We start from the raw sequence: 18,399 nt of genomic DNA, 5'->3' as shown, positions 1-18,399 counted from the left end.
CGCTTTGGTGTAGGGTCTTGATCGAGTTCAAGGCGCCACTTGGGCTATCTGCTGTTTTTGATCTGGAGAAAGTTGATGAAGATTTCCCTGTTGGGTGCCGGTGTTGTACTGGGCGTTGCGCTAAGTGGCGCGGCGATGGCGGCGGAGTCCACCGACGCCGATGCGAAATCCGGGGCTGCCGATTCCACGGTGTTGACCCAGGCTCACGATGCCAAGGCGGTTAAAAAGCAGAAGGCTGAAACCACCAAGGGTGGGCGGCCGCTGAGCAGCAGCCAGGCCGCGCCGAAGACCTCGAACTAACGGGGAAATGCGCTCCCCTGTGGGACGGGGCTTGCCCCCTCCCACAAGAGTTTCCCATAGCCCTTTAGAGCATCGCCCCTCAGATTTTTACCCATGCCCAGCCCTTCAACGCCCATCGATGCCTGCCAACTGCACATCCCGCACACCGAACAGGTCTGCGCGTGGCTGATGCAACACGCTGGGTTGAAAACCGTTGACCTGGAGCGTGCCCGGCGCCTGTCCCAGGAGGGCGGTGACACCGAATTACTGGGTCTGCTCACGCGCCTGGGGCTGGTTTCCGAAGTGGAACTGGCCCGTGCCTGGGCCGACCTGCTCGGCGCACCGCTGCTGTTGGCCGATGCTGCGCCGCCGCTGCTGGACCCATTGCCGGTATTGACCGAGCGTTTCATGCGCCACTATCAAGTGGTGCCCGTGGGCTGGAGCCGGGGCGGCCTGCGGGTGCTGGCGGCCAACCCGTCGCTGGTCTACCCGTTCCAGGCCATGGCCTATGCCTGCGGCGTGCCGGTGTGGCTGGCGGTAGGGCCGCGCAACGAAGTCGAAACCCTGATCGAGCGTTACTACGGCCAGGGCCGTTCGGCCATGGGCACCCTGATCGAAAACCTCGACGAGCAGGGCGGCGCCCTCGAAGACATCGAACACCTCAAGGACATGGCCTCCGAAGCGCCGGTAATTCGCCTGGTCAACCTGATCCTGCAGCGAGCAGTCGAGAATCGCGCCTCGGACATTCATATCGAACCCTTCGAAAACCAGCTCAAGGTGCGCTACCGCATCGACGGCGTGCTGCACGAAGCCGAAGCCCCACCGTCCAGTTCTTCGGCGGCAGTGATTTCGCGGGTGAAGATCATGGCGCGCCTGGACATCGCCGAGCGGCGCCTGCCCCAGGACGGGCGCATTATGCTGCGCATCCAGGGCAAGGAGCTGGACTTGCGGGTGTCTACCGTGCCCACCAGTTTTGGCGAATCGGTGGTCATGCGTTTGCTCGACCGCCAGACCGTGCAGTTCGATTTCCAGAGCCTGGGCTTTGATGGCCAGCGCCTGGAAACCTTCCTCGAAGTGCTCGAACGGCCCCACGGCATCCTGCTGGTGACCGGGCCTACCGGTTCGGGTAAGACCACCACCCTGTACACCGCGCTGTCGCGGCTCAATACCGCCGAGCGCAAGATCATCACCGTGGAAGACCCGGTGGAATACCAGCTTGAGGGCATCAACCAGATCCAGGTCAAACCGGCCATCGGCCTGGACTTCGCCGGCGCGCTGCGCTCCATCGTGCGCCAGGACCCGGACGTGATCATGATCGGTGAAATCCGCGACCTGGAAACCTGCCGCATCGCGATCCAGTCGTCCCTCACCGGCCACCTGGTGCTCTCCACCCTGCACACCAACAGCGCGGCGGCCAGTATCACGCGCTTGCTGGACATGGGCGTCGAAAGCTACCTGATTGCCTCGACAGTCAACGGCATCCTCGCCCAGCGCCTGGTGCGGCGTCTGGACCCGGCCACCCGCGAAGCCTTCGAAGCCCCTGCGGAGTTGATTGCCGAACACGGCCTCGACCGGTTTACCGAGCAGCGCCCGATCATGCTTTATCGCCCCCGCGCCGATGCGCCGGGCGGTGGCTACCACGGCCGCAGTGCGATCACCGAACTGCTGGTGATGAACGACGAACTACGCAGCTTGTTGATGCGCCAGGCCGACGCCGCCACCCTCGAACAGGCCGCCCGCCGTGGCGGCCTGCGCACTTTGCATGAAGAAGGCCTGCGCCAGGCCGTGGCCGGTGTCACGTCACTTGAAGAAGTGCTGCGCGTCACCCGGGGAGAGGGCGCATGAGCCTGTTCAAATACCGCGCCCTCGACAGCCAGGGCCAGGCGCAAAACGGCACCCTCGAAGCCAAGGACCAGGACGCCGCCGTCGCCGCGCTGCACAAGCGCGGCTTGTTGCTGTTGCAGATCGAAGTGGCGGGTGCCCAGGGCCTGCGCAAGGCCTTTGGCCGGGGCCAGTTGAACGGCGCGGCGCTGGTCAGCTTCACTCAACAGTTGGCCACGCTATTGGGGGCTGGCCAGCCGCTGGAGCGTTCCTTGGGCATCCTGCTCAAGCAGCCCGGCCAGCCGCAGACCCGTGCGTTGATCGAGCGCATACGCGAACAGGTCAAGGCCGGCCAGCCGTTATCCAAGGCGCTGGAGGCGGAGGGCGGCCAGTTCTCGCCGCTGTACTTGAGCATGGTCCGCGCCGGCGAGGCGGGCGGCGCCCTCGAAGACACCCTGCGCCAGCTCAGCGACTACCTGGAGCGCAGCCAGTTGCTCAGGGGCGAAGTGATCAACGCGCTGATCTACCCGGCGTTCCTGGTGGTCGGCGTGCTCGGTTCGCTGGCCTTGCTGCTGGCCTACGTGGTGCCGCAGTTCGTGCCGATCTTCAAGGACCTGGGCGTGCCGATTCCGCTGATCACCGAGGTGATCCTGGGCCTCGGCCAATTCCTCGGGGCCTACGGCCTGGCGGTGCTGGCCGGGTTGATTGTCGGCGCATGGACCCTGGCCGCGCGGTTGCGCGATCCCCAGCGCCGCGAACGCTATGACCGCCGCGTGCTGGGCATCCGCATCATCGGCCCGTTGCTGCAACGGGTCGAAGCCGCCCGTTTGGCCCGCACCCTCGGCACGCTGCTGAGCAACGGTGTGGCGCTGCTGCAAGCGCTGGTGATTGCCCGCCAGGTCTGCACCAACCGCGCCCTGCAAGCCCAGGTCGCCCAGGCCGCCGAGTCGGTCAAGGGCGGCGGCACCCTGGCCAGCGCCTTCGGCAGCGAGCCGCTGCTGCCTGATCTGGCGTTGCAAATGATTGAAGTCGGCGAACAGGCCGGCGAACTCGACAGCATGCTGCTCAAGGTCGCCGAGGTGTTCGACGTCGAAGCCAAACGCGGCATCGACCGCCTGCTCGCCGCGCTGGTGCCGTCCCTGACCGTGGTCATGGCGGTGCTGGTGGCGGTGATCATGCTGGCGATCATGCTGCCGCTGATGAGCCTGACCAGCAATATATGAACCCTTAAGGAAACACGCTGATGCGCCATACCCGATTCAAGCCCGCCCGCCGCCAGGGCGGTTTTACCTTGCTGGAAATGCTCGCCGTGATCGTGCTGCTGGGCATCGTCGCGACCATCGTGGTACGCCAGGTCGGCGGCAATGTGGACAAGGGCAAATACGGCGCGGGCAAGGCCCAGCTGGCCAGCCTGAGCATGAAGATTGAAAGCTACGGCCTGGACGTCGGCTCGCCGCCCAAGACCCTGCAGCAACTGGTCGACAAGCCGGGCAACAGCGCCGGTTGGGCCGGGCCGTATGCCAAACCGTCGGACCTCAAGGACCCGTTCGGCCATGCCTTCGGTTATCGCTTCCCCGGTGAGCACGGTGCGTTCGACCTGATTTTCTACGGCCAGGACGGCCAGCCCGGCGGCGAAGGCTACAGCGCCGACCTGGGCAACTGGGAATAACCCACGACCATGGCCAACGCCCAACGCGGCTTTACCTTGATGGAAATGCTGGTGGTGATCGTCTTGATCAGCATCGCGGCCGGGTTGGTAGGGTTTGGCCTGCAACAAGGCTTGCGCGCCGCCAAAGAGCGCCAGGCCGTCGGGCAGGTGGTCGAGGCATTGCGCAGCACCCGGGCGCGGGCGATTGTCAGCGGCACCACCGAAAGCACCGTGTTCGATTTGCGCAACCTCAGCGTGCAGGCGCCGGGCCGTCCGAAAAAGTATTGGCCGGCCGGGCTGCAAGTGACCCTGCACACCGCCGAGCAAGCCGGCGCTGCGGTGGATTTCTACCCCGATGGCAGCTCCACCGGCGGCCACGTGTTGCTGGCCAACGGCAGTCGGCGTTGGCGTATCGACATTGGCTGGCTGACCGGCAGCGTGCAGTCCAAGGCCTTGCCATGAAGCGCCAGGCGGGTTTTACCCTGCTGGAAATGCTCGCCGCGCTGACGCTGATGGCGATCTGTAGCACGGTGCTGCTGGTCGCCTTCGGCCAGAGCGCACGCTCGTTGTTGCAGGTATCCCACAGCGACCGCCTGACCCATGCCGCCTTGAGTGTGATGGATCAGGAAGGCATGGGCCCGTTGGCCAGCGGCACACGCCAGGGCGAGTTGGACGGTATCGCCTGGCAACTGCGCATCGCCCAGCAGCCCAGCCGCGTCGGCCAGGCGCATCTGTTTCGCCTGGACCTGACCGTCAGCGAAGGCCCGCGCCAGGCCAGTTTCAGCACCTTGAAACTGCGCGCTGCCGGCGTCGGGGCCGGCTTGTGAAGGCGCGTCAGCAGGGCTTTACCTTGCTTGAGATCATGATCGTACTGAGCCTGCTCGGGGTGTTGCTGACCCTGGTCGGCGGCGCCTTGCTGGGGGCCAATCGCGCCGTGCTCAAGGCCCAGCGCTACACGGTCAGCCTGGATGAAATGCGTGCCGCGCAGCAGTTTTTGCGCACGGCCATCAGCGAGGCGTTACCGCTGGATGTGACCGAGGACGACAGCCAGACCGATGGCTTTTTTGCCGGTGGGCCGCAGCGTATGCAGTTTGTCGCGACCTTGCCGGGTGTGCTCGGCGGCGGTATCCAGCGCTTCACCTTGGAGTTGGTGGGTCCCGAATCGCAGCGCGACTTGCAGGTGGCGTTCGCGCGGTTTGAGTCTGAGGCACAGGTGAGTGTTCCGGCGGCGCGCAGTGAGCCGCAGGTGTTGTTGAAGGATGTCGAGGACCTGCAATTCAGCTATCGCGGCGTGTCGCCCAAGGGCCAGGCCACCGGCTGGATCAGTACGTGGCCGTGGACCAAGCGCCTGCCTTACACGGTGCGGATCGACGCACGGGTGAATGGCCCGGTGCCGTGGGTAACCCAGGTGGTTGCCTTGCGCCTGAACCTGTCCGGCGGGGCGCCCGAATGATCCGGCATCAACGCGGTGTGGCCCTGCTGCTGGTGCTGTGGGTGCTGGCCTTGCTCAGCCTGTTGCTCGGCGGCTTGGCCGGCTGGGTGCAACTGGAAACCCGCCAGGCCGCCTGGCACCGCCAGCATACCCAGGCGGTGCTGGCGGCCGAGGCCGGGGTGGCGTTGGTGATGCAGGCCGTGGCGGACCCGTTGCAGCGCAAGCAGTGGATTGCCGATGGGCGTGAAATTCCGCTGGTGTTCGACGATGCGCAGCTGCACGTCAGCCTGCACAGCGAGCGCGGCAAGTTGTATTTGAACAGCGCCGAGGTGGGTGATTTTGCCCGCCTGGCCCTGGCCTGCGGTGCGACCCAGGCCCAGGCCAACCAACTCGCCAGAGCCCTGGAGGTGCGGCGTAACCAGGGCCTGGCGCCGTTTCGGGTGGTGGAAGAGGTGCGCCAACTGCCGGGCATGACCCAGGCGCTGTACAGCGAGCTGGTGCCCGAGATCAGCCTGTGGAGCGGCCTGGACCGGCCCGATCCGGCATTCGCCAGTGCCTTGATGCGCCGCGCACTGAACCTGCCGCACCAGAGCGCGGTGGGTGCCGATCCCGGCGACGTGCTGGTGGTCAGCAGCCGTGCCCAACGCCCCGGCGGTTACCACGCCCAGGTGCAAGCCACCGTGTTATTGAGCCCCGCGCAAGGCAGCGCACAACCTTATCGAGTCCTACGTTGGCAAGAATGAACGAACAGTTAACCGCACGGTTTCAGGCGCTGGCGCAGCCCATCATCCAGCGCTGGCGCGGCAGCCTGCTGCAACTGGGCTGGCGCCTGTGGCTCAAGGAGCTGCGTGGCTGCCTGCCGGCGTGGTTGTCGTTTGCCGATATTCCCGAGCATGTCTACGCCTGGCCGCTGACCGCGCCGGTCGAAAAGCTGCCTGGCGAAGCGCGTCAGGTGCTGGTGCTGCCGCCTGAAACAGTGCTGGTGCAAACCCTGCAATTGCCCCCGGCGGCGGCGCGCAACCTGTCGACGGTGGTCGGCTATGAACTGGACCGCTTCACGCCGTTCGACGCCGCCCAGCTGTACTTTGTCGCGCGCCAGGAGCGCCGCACCCCCACGCACCTGTACGTCACGCTGGTGGCGATCCTGCGTGAGCGCCTCGACCAGATCCTCAATGACTGCGCGGCCCTCGGCTTGCAGCCCCATGCCGTGGATGTCGCCGATAGCGCAGGCAAACCCATGGGCATCGACTTGCTGCCTGCGCCGTTGCGTCCCCGCCAGCGTCCCCAGGGCAAGGGCCTGCAACGCAGCCTGCCGTGGTTGTGCGGCGCCTTGCTGATTGCGGCGATGCTGCTGTGGCTCAACGACCGCCAGCGCGTGCTCGATGCCATGCAGCACAGCGTGCGCGAGCAGAGAGCCCAGGTCGCCGAGATCCAGGCCCTGCGCCAGCAACTGCTCAATACCCGTGGCGCCGCCCAGTACCTGATTCGCCGCAAGGCTGCCCAACCGCCGTTGGCGGCGCTGCTCAACGAGCTGACCGCGTGCCTGCCCTCGGACACCTGGCTCGACCAGTTGGAAGTCAATGACGGCGCCGACGTGTCCTTCTCTGGGCAGAGCGCCAAGGCCAGCGCCTTGATCACCCGGATCAAGGGCTGCCACAGCCTGGAAAACGCCCAGTTCGAAGGGGTGATCCAACCCGATGCGCAAACCGGCAAGGATCAATTTTCCTTGCGCGCCCACCTGCACCAGGAGGCCGCTGATGCGCCGACCACTGACACCCCGTGAACGCCGTGGCGCGGCCCTGATCGCCCTGGCCCTGGTGCTCGGCGCTGGTTACTGGCTGTTGATCGACAGCTGGTTCGCCGGCCCGTTGCGCTCCATGGGCGAGCAAGCCGAGCAGCTGCGTGAACAGCAGCAACGCTACGCCGGTGTGTTGCGCCAGGGCGACAGCCTGCGCCAGCAACTGGAGCAAGCGCGGCAGGACCCGGCCAGCAGCACCAGCCTGTTGCCCGGCGACGACCCGAGTGCGGTGGCGGCGGACCTGATGCAACGCATCGCCGACCTGATCAACAGCCGCGCGGGCCTCGGTGGCGGTTGCAGCCTGACCCAGCGCATGCCCATCACCCCTGAGCAGGACGACGCCGAGCCCTATCGCCAGGTCAAGGTCAGCCTGACCCTCAATTGCGCCATCGAACCCTTGACCGCGATCCTGCATGAGCTGGAGTACCAGCGGCCGTTTCTGTTCGTCGATGAGATGAGCATCCGCCGCCCACCGAACGCCCCCGCCAGCGGCGGCGCCGGGCAACTGGTGGTGCACTTGTTGGTGCGCGGTTACCTGCAACCGGCCGCCGCCCGGCAGGTGCAACGATGATCAATGCATTGCGTCCCCTGGAATGGCTGTTGCTCGGTGTGGCCGGGCTGTTGGGCCTGCTGATGGTCGGCATCCTCAGCAGCATCGGCGATGCGCCGCAGTGGTTGCCGGCGCCGGACCCCGATGCGCGCGCCAACACCGCTGCCAAGGTGCTGGTGGCGCCGAGCGCGACCCTCGAAAGCCTGGCCGGCACCTGGCAAGCGCCGCTGTTCAGCCCCGACCGCAGCCCCGACCGTGCGGTGGGCCAAGCCGCCGTCTCCAGCCTGTCGAGCCTGGTGCTGACCGGGATCGTCCTCGACGGCGACCTGCGTGTGGCGCTGCTCAAGCGTGCCGATGGCCCACCGCTCAAAGTCCACCAGGGCCAGACCCTGCCCAACGGCTGGCGCCTGGAACACCTGACGCCCCGCGATGCCCGCTTTGTACTCGACGGCCGTACTCAAACCCTGAGCCTGCGGGCCCTGCGTTTGCCGCCGCCGTCCACCACACCCCCGATTACCCTTCCTCACGAGTCCACCCCTTGATCGATACCTTCCCTGGCGCCTTGCGCACCACTGCGTTGTGCCTGGCCACCGCCGTTTCCCTCGGTGGCTGCGGCACATTTCCCGAGCATCTCGACCCGGACGAGGCCCTGCTGCATGAGGCGATGCAGGGCACCGGTTCGCAACGCCCACCCGTGGACCCGGCCAGCGAACAGGCACCGGTCGACAGCGGCCAACCCCAGGCGAAGACCCCGCCCCAGCGCCAGTTGATACGCGGCAATCAGCAGTTCGTGCGCCAACCGGCAGCGGTCTCGGCCGCCAAGGAGGAGGGCAGCGGCGACATCGTGTTCAACTTCGCCGACCAACCGATCGAAGCAGTGATCAACAGCGTCATGGGCGACCTGCTGCACGAGAACTACAGCATCGCCCAGGGCGTGAAGGGCAATGTCAGCTTTTCCACGTCCAAGCCGGTGAACAAGCAACAGGCCTTGTCGATTCTGGAGACCCTGTTGTCGTGGACCGATAACGCGATGATCAAACAGGGCAACCGGTATGTGATCCTGCCGGCCAACCAGGCCGTGGCGGGCAAGCTGGTGCCGGAGATGCGCGTGTCACAGCCGTCCAGCGGTTTGTCGGCACGCCTGTTTCCGTTGCGTTATATCTCGGCCACCGAGATGCAGAAACTGCTCAAGCCGTTCGCCCGCGAGAACGCCTTCCTGCTGGTGGACCCGGCGCGCAATGTGCTGAGCCTGGCCGGCACCCCCGAAGAACTGGCCAATTACCAGGACACCATCGACACCTTCGACGTGGACTGGCTCAAGGGCATGTCGGTGGGCGTGTTCGGCCTGCAGCGCGCGTCGGTGGCCGAGCTGATGCCCGAACTGCAAAAAATGTTCGGCCCCGACAGCGGCATGCCCCTGGCGGGCATGGTGCGCTTCTTGCCCATCGAGCGGACCAACTCGGTGGTGGCGATCTCGTCGCAGCCGCAGTACCTCAGCGAAGTCGGCGACTGGATCCACACCATCGACGAAGGCGGCGGCAACGAGCCGCAGATGTACGTCTACGACGTGCGCAACATGAAGGCCACCGACCTCGCCAAGTACCTGCGCCAGATCTACGGCACGGGCGCGATCAAGGACGACACCCCGGCCAAGGTCGCCCCCGGTTTGCGCACCGCGACCCTGTCCTCGCCGGGCACCAACAGCACCTCCGGCAGCACGCCGGGTGGCCTGAGCAACAACCTCAATGGCAACCCACCCGCTGCTGAGGACGAGGAGCAGGAGCCCGACGCCGAGCAGGACACCGCTGAGCAGGGTGCGAGCGAAGACGCCCCGGCCAAAAGCCTCGACGCCGGCACCCGCATCACCGCGCAAAAAAGCAGTAACCAACTGCTGGTCCGCACCCGCCCGGTGCAGTGGAAAGAGATCGAATCGGCGATCAAACGCCTCGACAACCCACCGCTGCAAGTGCAGATCGAAACGCGCATCCTCGAGGTCAAGCTCACCGGCGAATTGGACCTTGGCGTGCAGTGGTACCTCGGTCGCCTGGCGGGCAATTCCACCAGCACCACCGTGGGTAACACCGCCGGCAGCCAAGGCGCGTTGGGCGGCGGCGGGGCAGGGTTGGGCGCGACGGATTCGTTGTTCTACTCCTTCGTCAGCTCCAACCTGCAAGTGGCCCTGCACGCTCTGGAAACCAACGGCCGCACCCAGGTGCTGTCGGCGCCGTCGCTGGTGGTGATGAACAACCAACCGGCGCAGATCCAGGTGGGCGACAACATCCCGATCAGCCAGACCACGGTTAACACGGGCACCTCCGACACCACGTTGAGCAGTGTTGAATACGTGCAGACCGGGGTGATCCTCGACGTGGTGCCACGCATCAATCCGGGTGGCTTGGTGTACATGGACATTCAGCAGCAGGTCAGCGATGCCCAGGACCAGCAGGCGTCCAGCAACGACACCCAGGCCAACCCGCGTATCTCCACGCGCTCGGTATCCACCCAGGTCGCGGTGCAGAGTGGGCAAACGGTGTTACTGGGCGGGTTGATCAAGCAGGACAACGCGGAGAGCGTCAGTGCGGTGCCTTACCTTGGGAAAATTCCGGGGTTGCGCTGGTTGTTTGGCAATACCAGCAAGTCCAAGGACCGCACGGAATTGATTGTGCTGATTACCCCGAGGGTGATTACCAGCAGCAGCCAGGCGCGGCAGGTGACGGATGACTATCGCCAGCAGATGCAGTTGTTGAAGCCGGCTAACTGAAATGTGGGCGGGGGCTTGCCCCCGATGGCGGCCTGACAGCCGACCAGGATGTTGGATCAGATCGAGTACATATCCGTTGCTTCGGTAACGGCGGCTAAACCGGCATCCCTGCCGGTTTACCCCCCAAAATCACTATCGAATTCCGGCCAGCGTGGTTTAACGGGGCGCCCCTGATGAAGACGAATGCGGTGTATCAGGCACTCCTCTGTGCCTGGTTTTGGGGCTGCTGCGCAGCCCCGCGCGGGCGGTGTGACGATTCGACAAGCCCGCTCGCCACAGGCCCATCACTCATTCACCAAACCCAATAATCGCCTTGGTTTCCAGATACTCCTCGAACCCCTGCACCCCATACTCCCGGCCATTCCCTGAGCGTTTGTAGCCCCCAAACGGCGCCATCGGATTCCACGCCGGATGGTTCAGGTGCACCTGGCCCGCCCGTATACGCGAGGCCACCGCCCGCGCAAGATCAAGGTCCTGCCCCTGAACGTGGGCGCCCAGTCCGTAGACCGTATCGTTGGCGATGGCGACGGCTTCATCCACCGTCTCATAGGCAATGATGCACAGCACCGGCCCAAATATTTCCTCCTGGGCAATGCGCATGGCGTTGTCCACTTCGGAGAAAACCGTCGGTCGTGTATAGAAACCCTTGTCAAAACCCGCCGCCCGTCCCAGCCCGCCGCACAGCAGTTTGGCGCCCTCGTCGAGGCCGGCCTGGATCATGGCCTGGACGCGATGGAACTGGGCTTCGTTGGCAATCGGGCCCAACTGCGTTTCTTCCGACTGCGGGTCGCCGACGATCAGTGCATTCGCGGTGGCCGCTGCCAGGGCTTCGACTTCGGCCAGGCGGCTTCTTGGCACGATCATACGGGTCGGCGCGCTGCACGACTGGCCGACGTTGCGAAACGCCGACATCACGCCCAGCGGCACAGCCTTGGCGAAGTCCGCGTCGGGCAGCAGCACATTCGGCGACTTGCCCCCCAGTTCCTGGGTGACCCGCTTGACCGTCGGCGCGGCTGCCTGGGCAACCAACGCGCCTGCGCGGTTGGAGCCGGTGATGGAAATCATGTCGATATCCGCATGGGCCGCCATGGCCGCGCCGACTTCGGCACCGCTGCCGTTCACCAGGTTGAACACCCCAGGCGGCAGGCCGGCGTCATGCACCAGTTGGGCAAACAGCAGGGCGCTCAATGGCGACAGTTCGCTCGGTTTCAACACCACGGTGCAGCCGGCAGCGATGGCCGGGGCGACTTTCGCGGTGATTTGATACAGCGGCCAGTTCCACGGCGTGATCAGTCCGCACACGCCGACGGGCTCGCGCTCGATTGCGGTACCGCCTTCCACGGTCTGGAAGCGATAGCTGGACAGCAGGTCACGCGCGACCCGAACGTGTTCGGCCGCCAGCGGTACCTGCATCGCGCGAGCGAAGCCGATGGCCGCGCCCATTTCCAGGGACAGCGCCTGCGCCAGTTGCTCCTTGCGTTCAAGGATCAGTTCGTGGATTTTCCCCAGCACCTGCGCTCGCGCTTCAGCCGGGGTCGCAGACCAACCGGCAAACGCCCCGCGTGCTGCCGCGACGGCCCGGTCGACATCCTCGGCAGTCCCGCGCGCCACCTGGGCAACCACGGCTTCAGTGGCCGGGTTGACCACCGGCAGCGTTGCCGGGATCGCCGGGGACGTCCAACCACCGTTGATGTAAAACTGGTGAGCCGTTTGCGGATCAACGCTGTAGCTATTTGAAGAGTGGGTGGTCATCCAACTGGCTCCCTGGAGCGGTAATAGGCGCTGCGAACGGCACGGCCCGGTGTCTGGATACGCTAGCAAAAGCCTCCCGCGCAAAGATGCCGTTATTCAGCGCTGCAAGGGATAATCTGCTGAATCTGGCGGGCAGGCGTGGCTCATATCAGTTTTCCTGTGGTGGGGGCATTTGCCGGCACCGTCGAAGGTTGGGTAAACCGTCGGATATCGAACGGGCTGATCAACGTGCTGGTGCTGCCGGTACTGATCAGTTCGGCCATCACATCCCCCACGCCAGGGCCGAGCTGGAAGCCGTGGCCGCAGAAACCGAAGGCATAAAACAGTCCGTCCACGCTGCCGCTGGGTCCCATCACCGGCAGGGAGTCGGGTGTGTAGCTTTCGATGCCGCTCCACACGCGGATGATGTTCAGCTTCTCGGCGCCCGGTAACAGCCGTTTCATCTGGCGCATCTGGTTGAGCAGGCTCTCGGGCTTGAAAAACGCGCGTCGGTTGAGCATGTCCGGCGTACAGCGGGCGCCGCCACCGATGATGATGTTGCCGCGCGGGATCTGGCGGAAGTAGATCACCTCTTCCTTGATCTTGGTGAACACGCCGATCACGGTGGGCAGGGCGTAGGGCACCGGTTCCGTGACCGACATCTGTGGGCCGTTGGGCTCCAGTGGTACCGGTTCGCCGAAGCGCTCGGACAAGCGCGCGGCCCAGGCGCCGGCGGTAATCAACAGCTGCTCTGCGACAAACAACTGCCCGTCGGTGGTGGTGACGTGGAACAGGCCATTGACCTTTTCCACATCGGCGACTTCGGTCTTTTCCTCGATTCGTGCACCGAGGCGCCGAGCTGCGCGAGCGAATGCCGGCGCGGCCAGGCGGGGGTTGGCGTGGCCGTCATGGGGCGCATAGGAGCCGCCTTTCACCTCCGGGCCGAGGAAACCAAAACGCTGGTGCAACTCGGCTCCGCGATAGATTTTCAGGTCCAGTTGCGCAGCTTCCGGCGCGGCGGCGTAGGCCTCCAGTTCAGCGATTTCATCTTCGCGATAGCACACGCGCATGTGGCCGCTGGGGATAAATTCCAGGTCGTCGTCGATCAACTCCGGCAGGCGTTTCCACAGCGCCCACGAACGATTGGCCAGCTCCAGTTGCCCCAGGTAGCGGCCCTGGCGGCGCACATTGCCGAAGTTCACACCGCTGGCGTACTGACCGATCTGGTCGCGTTCCAGCAGCGTGACCGAACAGCCGCGGCGGCGCAGGAAAAACGCCGACGATGCGCCCATGATGCCGCCGCCGATGATCACCACGTCGCTTTTTTGCGAGGTCATGCGGGCTGCTCCTGTGCGGTACGGGCCACGGCGTCGATTTCGATCAGGTAGCCATGGTGCAACACCGGCACGGGCACCACCGCGCGGGCCGGTTTATGTTCACCGAGGTAGCGCGCGTAAATCTGATCAAAGGCGGGCCAGTGTTCTATGCCGACGACGTACACCGTCACTTTGAGCAGGTCACGAGGGCTCAGGCCCGCTTCGCCAAGGATCGCCACCAGGTTATCCAGGGCGATCGACGCTTGAACGGCGAACGGTTGCCCGACGTTGTGCTCGCCATTGGCGCGTACCGGCAGTTGCCCCGACACATACAGCACGCCGCCGTGCGCCACCGCCTGGGAATAGTGCCCGCCCGGCGGTGCCGCGTGGGGGCTATGAATCGAGTGAATGCGATTACCAGCCATGCAGGCGACTCCAGGTGTGCACGCTGCCATCGGCATCCACCGCGTGATAATCCGGGAACTGCGCGCCGGTGGCACAGGCATGGTTGGGCAGGATGCGCAGCCGACTGCCGATGGGGAAGCGCGTGACAAGCGCGTCACTGTGGGCAGCGCCCAGGCTGACGATGCCATGTTCCTGGTTGGCAGCGGTGACCAGCGCGCCGTCGATCCAGTCGCCCGCTTCGCTGCACACTTGGCCATAACCGAAGTCCTGACGCTGGCGCTGGGTGCCACGGTCACGACTCATGGCCATCCAACCGGCGTCGGTGATGATCCAGCCTTTGTCCGGCTGATGACCGATCACGGTGGTCAGTACGCTCAGCGCCAACTCATCGGCCTGGCACACGCCGATGTTGCGCATGACCAGGTCGAAGAACACATACACACCCGCGCGTACTTCGGTGACGCCGTCCAGGTTCAGCGCCGAGAGGGCCGTGGGGGTGGAGCCGATACTGACCTCGGGGCACGCCAGCCCGGCTGCGCGGAGGGTGTCTGCGGCACTGACGCAGAGCGCACGCTCCTGTTCGGCCAGCGCTTGCAGGGGTTCAAGGCTGTCCAGCTCGTAGCTCGAGCCGGCGTGGGTCATCACGCCACACAGGTGCAGGCCGCCCTCGTTGAGGAGGCGTGCGACGTCGATCAGTACAGGGTCCTGTGCGGCCAGGCCGGAGCGATGGCCGTCGCAATCGATTTCGATCCACACGTCGAAGCGTTCGTCATGCTGCTTTGCGAAAGCGACCATGGCCTCGGCGCCTTGGACGCTGTCGGTGAGCAGGCTCAGGTTGCAGCCTTTGCGCCGCAGGGCCAGGGCCTGGGGCAGTTTGCCCGGGGCGATGGCCACGGCGTAGAACACATCGCGGATACCGGCAGCGAAACAATGCTCGGCTTCCTTGAGGGTGGAAACCGTCACGCCGCTGGCCCCTGCGGCGATCTGGGCGTGGATCACCGGCAGGCACTTGCTGGTTTTGATATGCGGGCGCAAACGCACGCCCAGGCTGCTCATGCGTTGTTGCATACGCTGGATATTGCGCTGCATCTGTGGGATGTCGACGAGCGCGGCGGGCGTGTCGAGGGAAGCAATCGGCGTGGACATGGCGGAGCTCGCGTGGCTGGGTACAGGCTGCACTCTACTCAGCCGTTGTTAACGTGTGGTTCAATCAACGTTCATCAATCATTAAGTAAAATTGAATGATTTCCATCGAAGACCTGCGACTGGCCGTCACCCTGGCCCGCTCCGAATCGCTGAGCGCCGCCGCCCGAACACTGAATGTCTCGCCGCCGGCGCTGTCCATGCGCCTGCGCAAGTTGGAGACGCTGCTGGGGCTGACCCTGGCCAATCGCGACGCCCGGCGCCTTAGCCTGACGGCGGATGGCGAGCGGTTCTCGCGGGAAAGCGCGCTGTTGCTGGAACAGTTGGAAGCGCTGCCGGAGTCGTTCCGGCAACAGGACGAAACCCTGGTGGGCACCTTGAGGTTGGCGGCGCCGTTTGGCTATGGTCGCCAGCGCATCGCACCGTTGTTGGCGCGGTTTGCCAAACTGCACCCGCAGCTGCGCCTGCACCTGGATTTACGCGAGACGCCCTGGCCCGATCGCCATGACAGCGATGCGGTGATTCACATCGGCCAGCTCAATGACAGCCTGTGGACCGCGCGGCCACTGACGCCAAACGAGCGCTGGTTGTGCGCCAGCCCGGCCTATCTGCACGCGCACGGCGTGCCGACTTCGCCGGACGAGCTGGCGTCTCATCGCTGCATTTGCATTCGCGAAAATGATGAAGACGTCACCCTGTGGCACCTGCGCAAAGGCCAGGGCCGCAAGACGCTGCGCGTGGAGCCTGCGTTGTTGAGCAACGATGGCAGCGTTGCCCGGCGTTGGGCCGAGCAAGGCTTGGGGTTGGTGCTGCGTTCGCAGTGGGATGTGAGTGACGCCGTAGCCAGCGGCAGCCTGGTGCGCGTGCTGGCGGACTGGAGCTTCGACAGCGCGCCGATCCTCCTGCTGGTGCCGTCGCGCAAACTGCGCAGCCCGCGTGTACAGGCGTTGGTGACGTTTCTGGAAGAGGCGTTGAAGGCCTGAGTTATTTCACCGCGTAGACCTTGCGCACGTACACCGTGCTGGTCCAGGCGCATGGCGCGCCCTTGGCCACGAACACCGTGTCCCCGGTTTTTACCGTGACTTCGCCACCCTCGTTGTCCTGCAGGGTGACGCTGCCTTCGAGCAGGTGCATCAACTCATGCAGTTTGTGCGGGCGGCCGTGGCGGGCGTAGGGCGTCGAGTCCCAGATGCCGACGCGCAGCTCGGTCACGGCATCGTCGAACAGGTTGAATGCGCGGCACTGCGGGGTGGGGCCGATCAGTATCTGGGGTTCCGGCGCGGCGGAGGGGTTGAGCAGGGTGTGCGGGGCGAGCAGGGTCAGGCCGGGGCAGAGGGGGGAATCGGCCTGGTCGACCGCGCAGAACGCCCATTCGCTGCCTGCGCTCGCCTGTACCGTGAGGCGTGTGCCACGGCCGATCACGGCGCTGCTGCCGACGCCCAGTTCCAGTGTCTGTTCTGCGCTGCTGAGCACTACATGGCCTGCATGCACCACCAGCGTTTCGCTGTGGGGGAAGTCTTCGATCACGGTTTCGCCGCTGAACGGTACAAGCCCGGCGGACACCCCATCGTCGCCCATCCAGGCGACTTGGCGGCTGTCGCCGAACGGGTCCAGTGCGCTGAGTGCGCCGGTGTTGAAAGACGTGGCAACGCGGCTGCCGTCGGCACGCGCCAACAGCAGGATACGGGGAGATGACATGGGGAGTGCTCCGGGAGGAAAGTCAGCCGATCGCCTGGGTGATCAGGGCAAAGGGGTGGACGCCTTGGCTGGCCTGGGGCGGAGTGCCCAAGGCCATCTGCGCGACGGTGTCGATGTTCTTCAGGCCGGCCTGTTCGAGCCAGTCGCTGAGGCCGCAGGCGACGGGAATATCGATGCGCACAAAGGTGTCCGGCACCTGGGCCAGCAAGGTGGCGATCAGGTACTTGGCCTGCTCGATATTTTCCGCCACCACCGGGCCGATGCAGCGGCCCCGACCAAACGGCCGCAGCAGGGCGAAGCCGCGTAGCCGGCCGTCGCGCTCGATACCCACGGCGTGCTCCACCTGCAGGTCACGCAGGACCTCACGGCGGTCCAGGCCGCTGGCGGCCTTGGCCAGCGCGAGCAGGCTGGCGTGATCATCGGCGTTAAGCGCACGGCAGGTTTCGCCAGCGGCCAGCGCCGGCAAGGCAGGCACCAACGCCTGGCCCTGATGTTGCTGCACCCGCCCGAACTCGACGAACCCTTGGCTGGTGTACAGCGGCGCGCCGGCGAGGGTGGCGTTGAGGACCGGCGTGCGCGTGCCGCAAGCGGCGAGGGCCTTTTCCATCAAGCGCCGGCCGATGCCCTGGCCCTGGTAGTCATTGCTGACGATCACCAGGCCGATGGTGGCGTAGTCGCCCTGGGGGCAGGTGAAGGCGCTGCCGATCAGCCGCTCGCCATCCATGACCACGAAGCCGTCGCTGACCCGTTGCAGCATTGCCCAGTCTTCCTGGCGGTGGGGCCATTTGAGTTGCACCGACAAGGCGTGGGCGGCCGGCAGGTCGGCCACGGTCATGGGGCGGTAGGTGTAAGCGGGGTGTGGCAGGGCGGACATGGCAAGCCTCCGTAGAGCGTTGTTTTTTGTGGCGTCAGGGTGCTTGTATCCCACCTGGGTCAGGGGCTGGCAAGGGGGGCGGGAATATTCGGTAGATTCCTCGTAGTGTGTGGGGCGAGACCACAGTTACTACTTAATTGGGGTTGGGGGGCAGCAGCAAATGCCATGAGGTTGGCGTTGGAGCCAACTGGAGTAGGGCGGGTGTACTCGGTAAAAAATGTGGGAGGGGGCTTGCTCCCGATGAGGCCGTGTCAGTGGATACATCTGTAGCTGACCCACTGCCATCGGGGCATAAGTATCTACACATTTTTTTTCAGCGGTCTGTGGCGAGGGAGCTTGCTTCCGTGGCGGCCTTCGGGCCGATCGCTTTTTTTTGGGGGTGAGTACATATCCGTTCCTGTGGTAACGGCCACTTATGGTTCCGCCCTTACGGCGGCTCACTTTTGGAAAGGCCCAAAAGTAAGCAAAAGGCCTTCGCCGGTATGACTCACCCACATGGGTTACAAATCAGTTCACACACATAGGTAACAGTTTTTAACTGGCAGGGTCGATTTCGCGAGGATCTGACCATGCCCTGGAGAGAGCTGAAACCTATGGACCTCAAAGTGATGTTCATCGCTGAGTATCTATCTGAAAAGCACAGCTTTAGCCGGCTGTGCCAGGACTACCAGATCAGCCGAAAGACTGGCTACAAATGGGTCGAGCGCTATGAACTGGAGGGACCCAGTGGGCTCGACGAACGTAGTCGCCGACGGCACAACCAAACTTATGTGGTGCCGCTTGTTGTGAGGCAGGCAATTATTGAACTTCGTTCGTTTGGCGAAACGACTCCAGGTCCTAAAAAGATCCAGAACGATCTGATGAAACGTTTTCCGGGGCAGGATCCACCGTCGAAAACGACGATTTACAACATCCTTAAGGCCGCTGACTTGATCACGCCTCG

20 protein-coding genes are annotated in these 18,399 nt (G+C 64.8%); 14 read left to right on the top strand and 6 right to left on the bottom strand.

Going from position 1 to position 18,399, the window contains the following annotated elements; genetic code table 11:
• Nucleotides 1-75: 75 nt before the first annotated feature.
• From HCF10_RS21240 to gspD, 12 genes are all read left to right on the top strand, one after another.
• Nucleotides 76-300: a hypothetical protein gene (locus tag HCF10_RS21240; RefSeq protein WP_027607412.1), complete on the top strand. Its 225-nt coding sequence runs from the start codon at nt 76-78 to the stop codon at nt 298-300.
• 93 nt (nt 301-393) lie between these two features.
• Nucleotides 394-2,124 carry a type II secretion system ATPase GspE gene (gene gspE, locus HCF10_RS21235; RefSeq protein ID WP_167656343.1) on the top strand — a complete coding sequence of 577 codons (1,731 nt, stop codon included), beginning with the start codon at nt 394-396 and terminating at the stop codon, nt 2,122-2,124.
• Complete coding sequence (gene gspF / locus HCF10_RS21230) at nt 2,121-3,323, top strand: type II secretion system inner membrane protein GspF (protein WP_145336251.1); 1,203 nt, start codon at nt 2,121-2,123, stop codon at nt 3,321-3,323. Before gspE ends, gspF begins: the two co-directional genes overlap by 4 nt.
• Before the next feature lie 20 nt (nt 3,324-3,343).
• The gene (gspG, locus tag HCF10_RS21225) at nt 3,344-3,769 is read left to right on the top strand and encodes a type II secretion system major pseudopilin GspG (protein ID WP_024076412.1); all 426 of its coding nucleotides are present in this window, start codon (nt 3,344-3,346) and stop codon (nt 3,767-3,769) included.
• Nucleotides 3,770-3,778: 9 nt separating this feature from the next.
• Nucleotides 3,779-4,210 carry a type II secretion system protein gene (locus tag HCF10_RS21220; protein WP_131698252.1) on the top strand — a complete coding sequence of 144 codons (432 nt, stop codon included), beginning with the start codon at nt 3,779-3,781 and terminating at the stop codon, nt 4,208-4,210.
• Complete coding sequence (locus tag HCF10_RS21215) at nt 4,207-4,575, top strand: type II secretion system protein (RefSeq protein ID WP_131698251.1); 369 nt, start codon at nt 4,207-4,209, stop codon at nt 4,573-4,575. The genes HCF10_RS21220 and HCF10_RS21215 overlap by 4 nt, the downstream gene beginning before the upstream one ends.
• Complete coding sequence (locus tag HCF10_RS21210) at nt 4,572-5,201, top strand: prepilin-type N-terminal cleavage/methylation domain-containing protein (RefSeq protein ID WP_167656342.1); 630 nt, start codon at nt 4,572-4,574, stop codon at nt 5,199-5,201. The genes HCF10_RS21215 and HCF10_RS21210 overlap by 4 nt, the downstream gene beginning before the upstream one ends.
• Nucleotides 5,198-5,923 carry a general secretion pathway protein GspK gene (locus HCF10_RS21205; protein ID WP_167656341.1) on the top strand — a complete coding sequence of 242 codons (726 nt, stop codon included), beginning with the start codon at nt 5,198-5,200 and terminating at the stop codon, nt 5,921-5,923. Before HCF10_RS21210 ends, HCF10_RS21205 begins: the two co-directional genes overlap by 4 nt.
• Nucleotides 5,920-6,963: a type II secretion system protein GspL gene (locus HCF10_RS21200; protein WP_167656340.1), complete on the top strand. Its 1,044-nt coding sequence runs from the start codon at nt 5,920-5,922 to the stop codon at nt 6,961-6,963. The genes HCF10_RS21205 and HCF10_RS21200 overlap by 4 nt, the downstream gene beginning before the upstream one ends.
• Nucleotides 6,938-7,549, top strand: a complete 612-nt coding sequence (gene gspM / locus HCF10_RS21195; protein WP_024076406.1) for a type II secretion system protein GspM — start codon at nt 6,938-6,940, stop codon at nt 7,547-7,549. Before HCF10_RS21200 ends, gspM begins: the two co-directional genes overlap by 26 nt.
• Nucleotides 7,546-8,070, top strand: coding sequence for a general secretion pathway protein GspN (locus tag HCF10_RS21190; RefSeq protein WP_167656339.1), 525 nt, complete (start codon nt 7,546-7,548; stop codon nt 8,068-8,070). Before gspM ends, HCF10_RS21190 begins: the two co-directional genes overlap by 4 nt.
• Nucleotides 8,067-10,289 carry a type II secretion system secretin GspD gene (gspD, locus tag HCF10_RS21185; RefSeq protein WP_131698245.1) on the top strand — a complete coding sequence of 741 codons (2,223 nt, stop codon included), beginning with the start codon at nt 8,067-8,069 and terminating at the stop codon, nt 10,287-10,289. The genes HCF10_RS21190 and gspD overlap by 4 nt, the downstream gene beginning before the upstream one ends.
• Before the next feature lie 288 nt (nt 10,290-10,577).
• Here the strand turns inward: gspD and HCF10_RS21180 are convergent, their stop codons facing one another.
• From HCF10_RS21180 to HCF10_RS21165, 4 genes are all read right to left on the bottom strand, one after another.
• A complete protein-coding gene (locus HCF10_RS21180) occupies nt 10,578-12,041 on the bottom strand; it encodes an aldehyde dehydrogenase family protein (protein ID WP_167656338.1) in 1,464 nt (487 codons plus the stop codon).
• Between the two features lie 143 nt (nt 12,042-12,184).
• Nucleotides 12,185-13,357 carry an NAD(P)/FAD-dependent oxidoreductase gene (locus HCF10_RS21175; protein ID WP_167656337.1) on the bottom strand — a complete coding sequence of 391 codons (1,173 nt, stop codon included), beginning with the start codon at nt 13,355-13,357 and terminating at the stop codon, nt 12,185-12,187.
• Nucleotides 13,354-13,761, bottom strand: a complete 408-nt coding sequence (locus tag HCF10_RS21170) for a RidA family protein (RefSeq protein WP_167656336.1) — start codon at nt 13,759-13,761, stop codon at nt 13,354-13,356. Before HCF10_RS21170 ends, HCF10_RS21175 begins: the two co-directional genes overlap by 4 nt.
• Nucleotides 13,751-14,887, bottom strand: a complete 1,137-nt coding sequence (locus HCF10_RS21165) for a DSD1 family PLP-dependent enzyme (protein WP_167656335.1) — start codon at nt 14,885-14,887, stop codon at nt 13,751-13,753. Before HCF10_RS21165 ends, HCF10_RS21170 begins: the two co-directional genes overlap by 11 nt.
• A 95-nt stretch (nt 14,888-14,982) precedes the next feature.
• Here HCF10_RS21165 and HCF10_RS21160 point away from each other — a divergent pair, with 95 nt between their 5' ends.
• Nucleotides 14,983-15,867 (top strand): LysR family transcriptional regulator, encoded by an 885-nt coding sequence (locus HCF10_RS21160; RefSeq protein WP_167656334.1) that lies wholly within the window; start codon nt 14,983-14,985, stop codon nt 15,865-15,867.
• A 1-nt stretch (nt 15,868) separates the two neighbouring features.
• Here HCF10_RS21160 and HCF10_RS21155 read toward each other — a convergent pair whose 3' ends face one another.
• Both HCF10_RS21155 and HCF10_RS21150 read right to left on the bottom strand, forming a co-directional pair.
• Nucleotides 15,869-16,582 carry a cupin domain-containing protein gene (locus tag HCF10_RS21155; RefSeq protein ID WP_167656333.1) on the bottom strand — a complete coding sequence of 238 codons (714 nt, stop codon included), beginning with the start codon at nt 16,580-16,582 and terminating at the stop codon, nt 15,869-15,871.
• 22 nt (nt 16,583-16,604) lie between these two features.
• Nucleotides 16,605-17,456, bottom strand: coding sequence for a GNAT family N-acetyltransferase (locus HCF10_RS21150; RefSeq protein ID WP_167656332.1), 852 nt, complete (start codon nt 17,454-17,456; stop codon nt 16,605-16,607).
• Between the two features lie 569 nt (nt 17,457-18,025).
• Between HCF10_RS21150 and HCF10_RS21145 the strand changes: the two genes are divergently transcribed.
• Nucleotides 18,026-18,399, top strand: a 374-nt coding sequence (locus HCF10_RS21145) for a helix-turn-helix domain-containing protein (protein WP_167656331.1), incomplete at its 3' end; no start/stop codon positions are given.

The organism is Pseudomonas sp. B14(2022), from assembly GCF_012030485.1.
Lineage (GTDB): Bacteria > Pseudomonadota > Gammaproteobacteria > Pseudomonadales > Pseudomonadaceae > Aquipseudomonas.
Note: the sequence above shows the minus strand (reverse complement) of the source record. Positions and strands in the feature narration are given on the sequence as shown.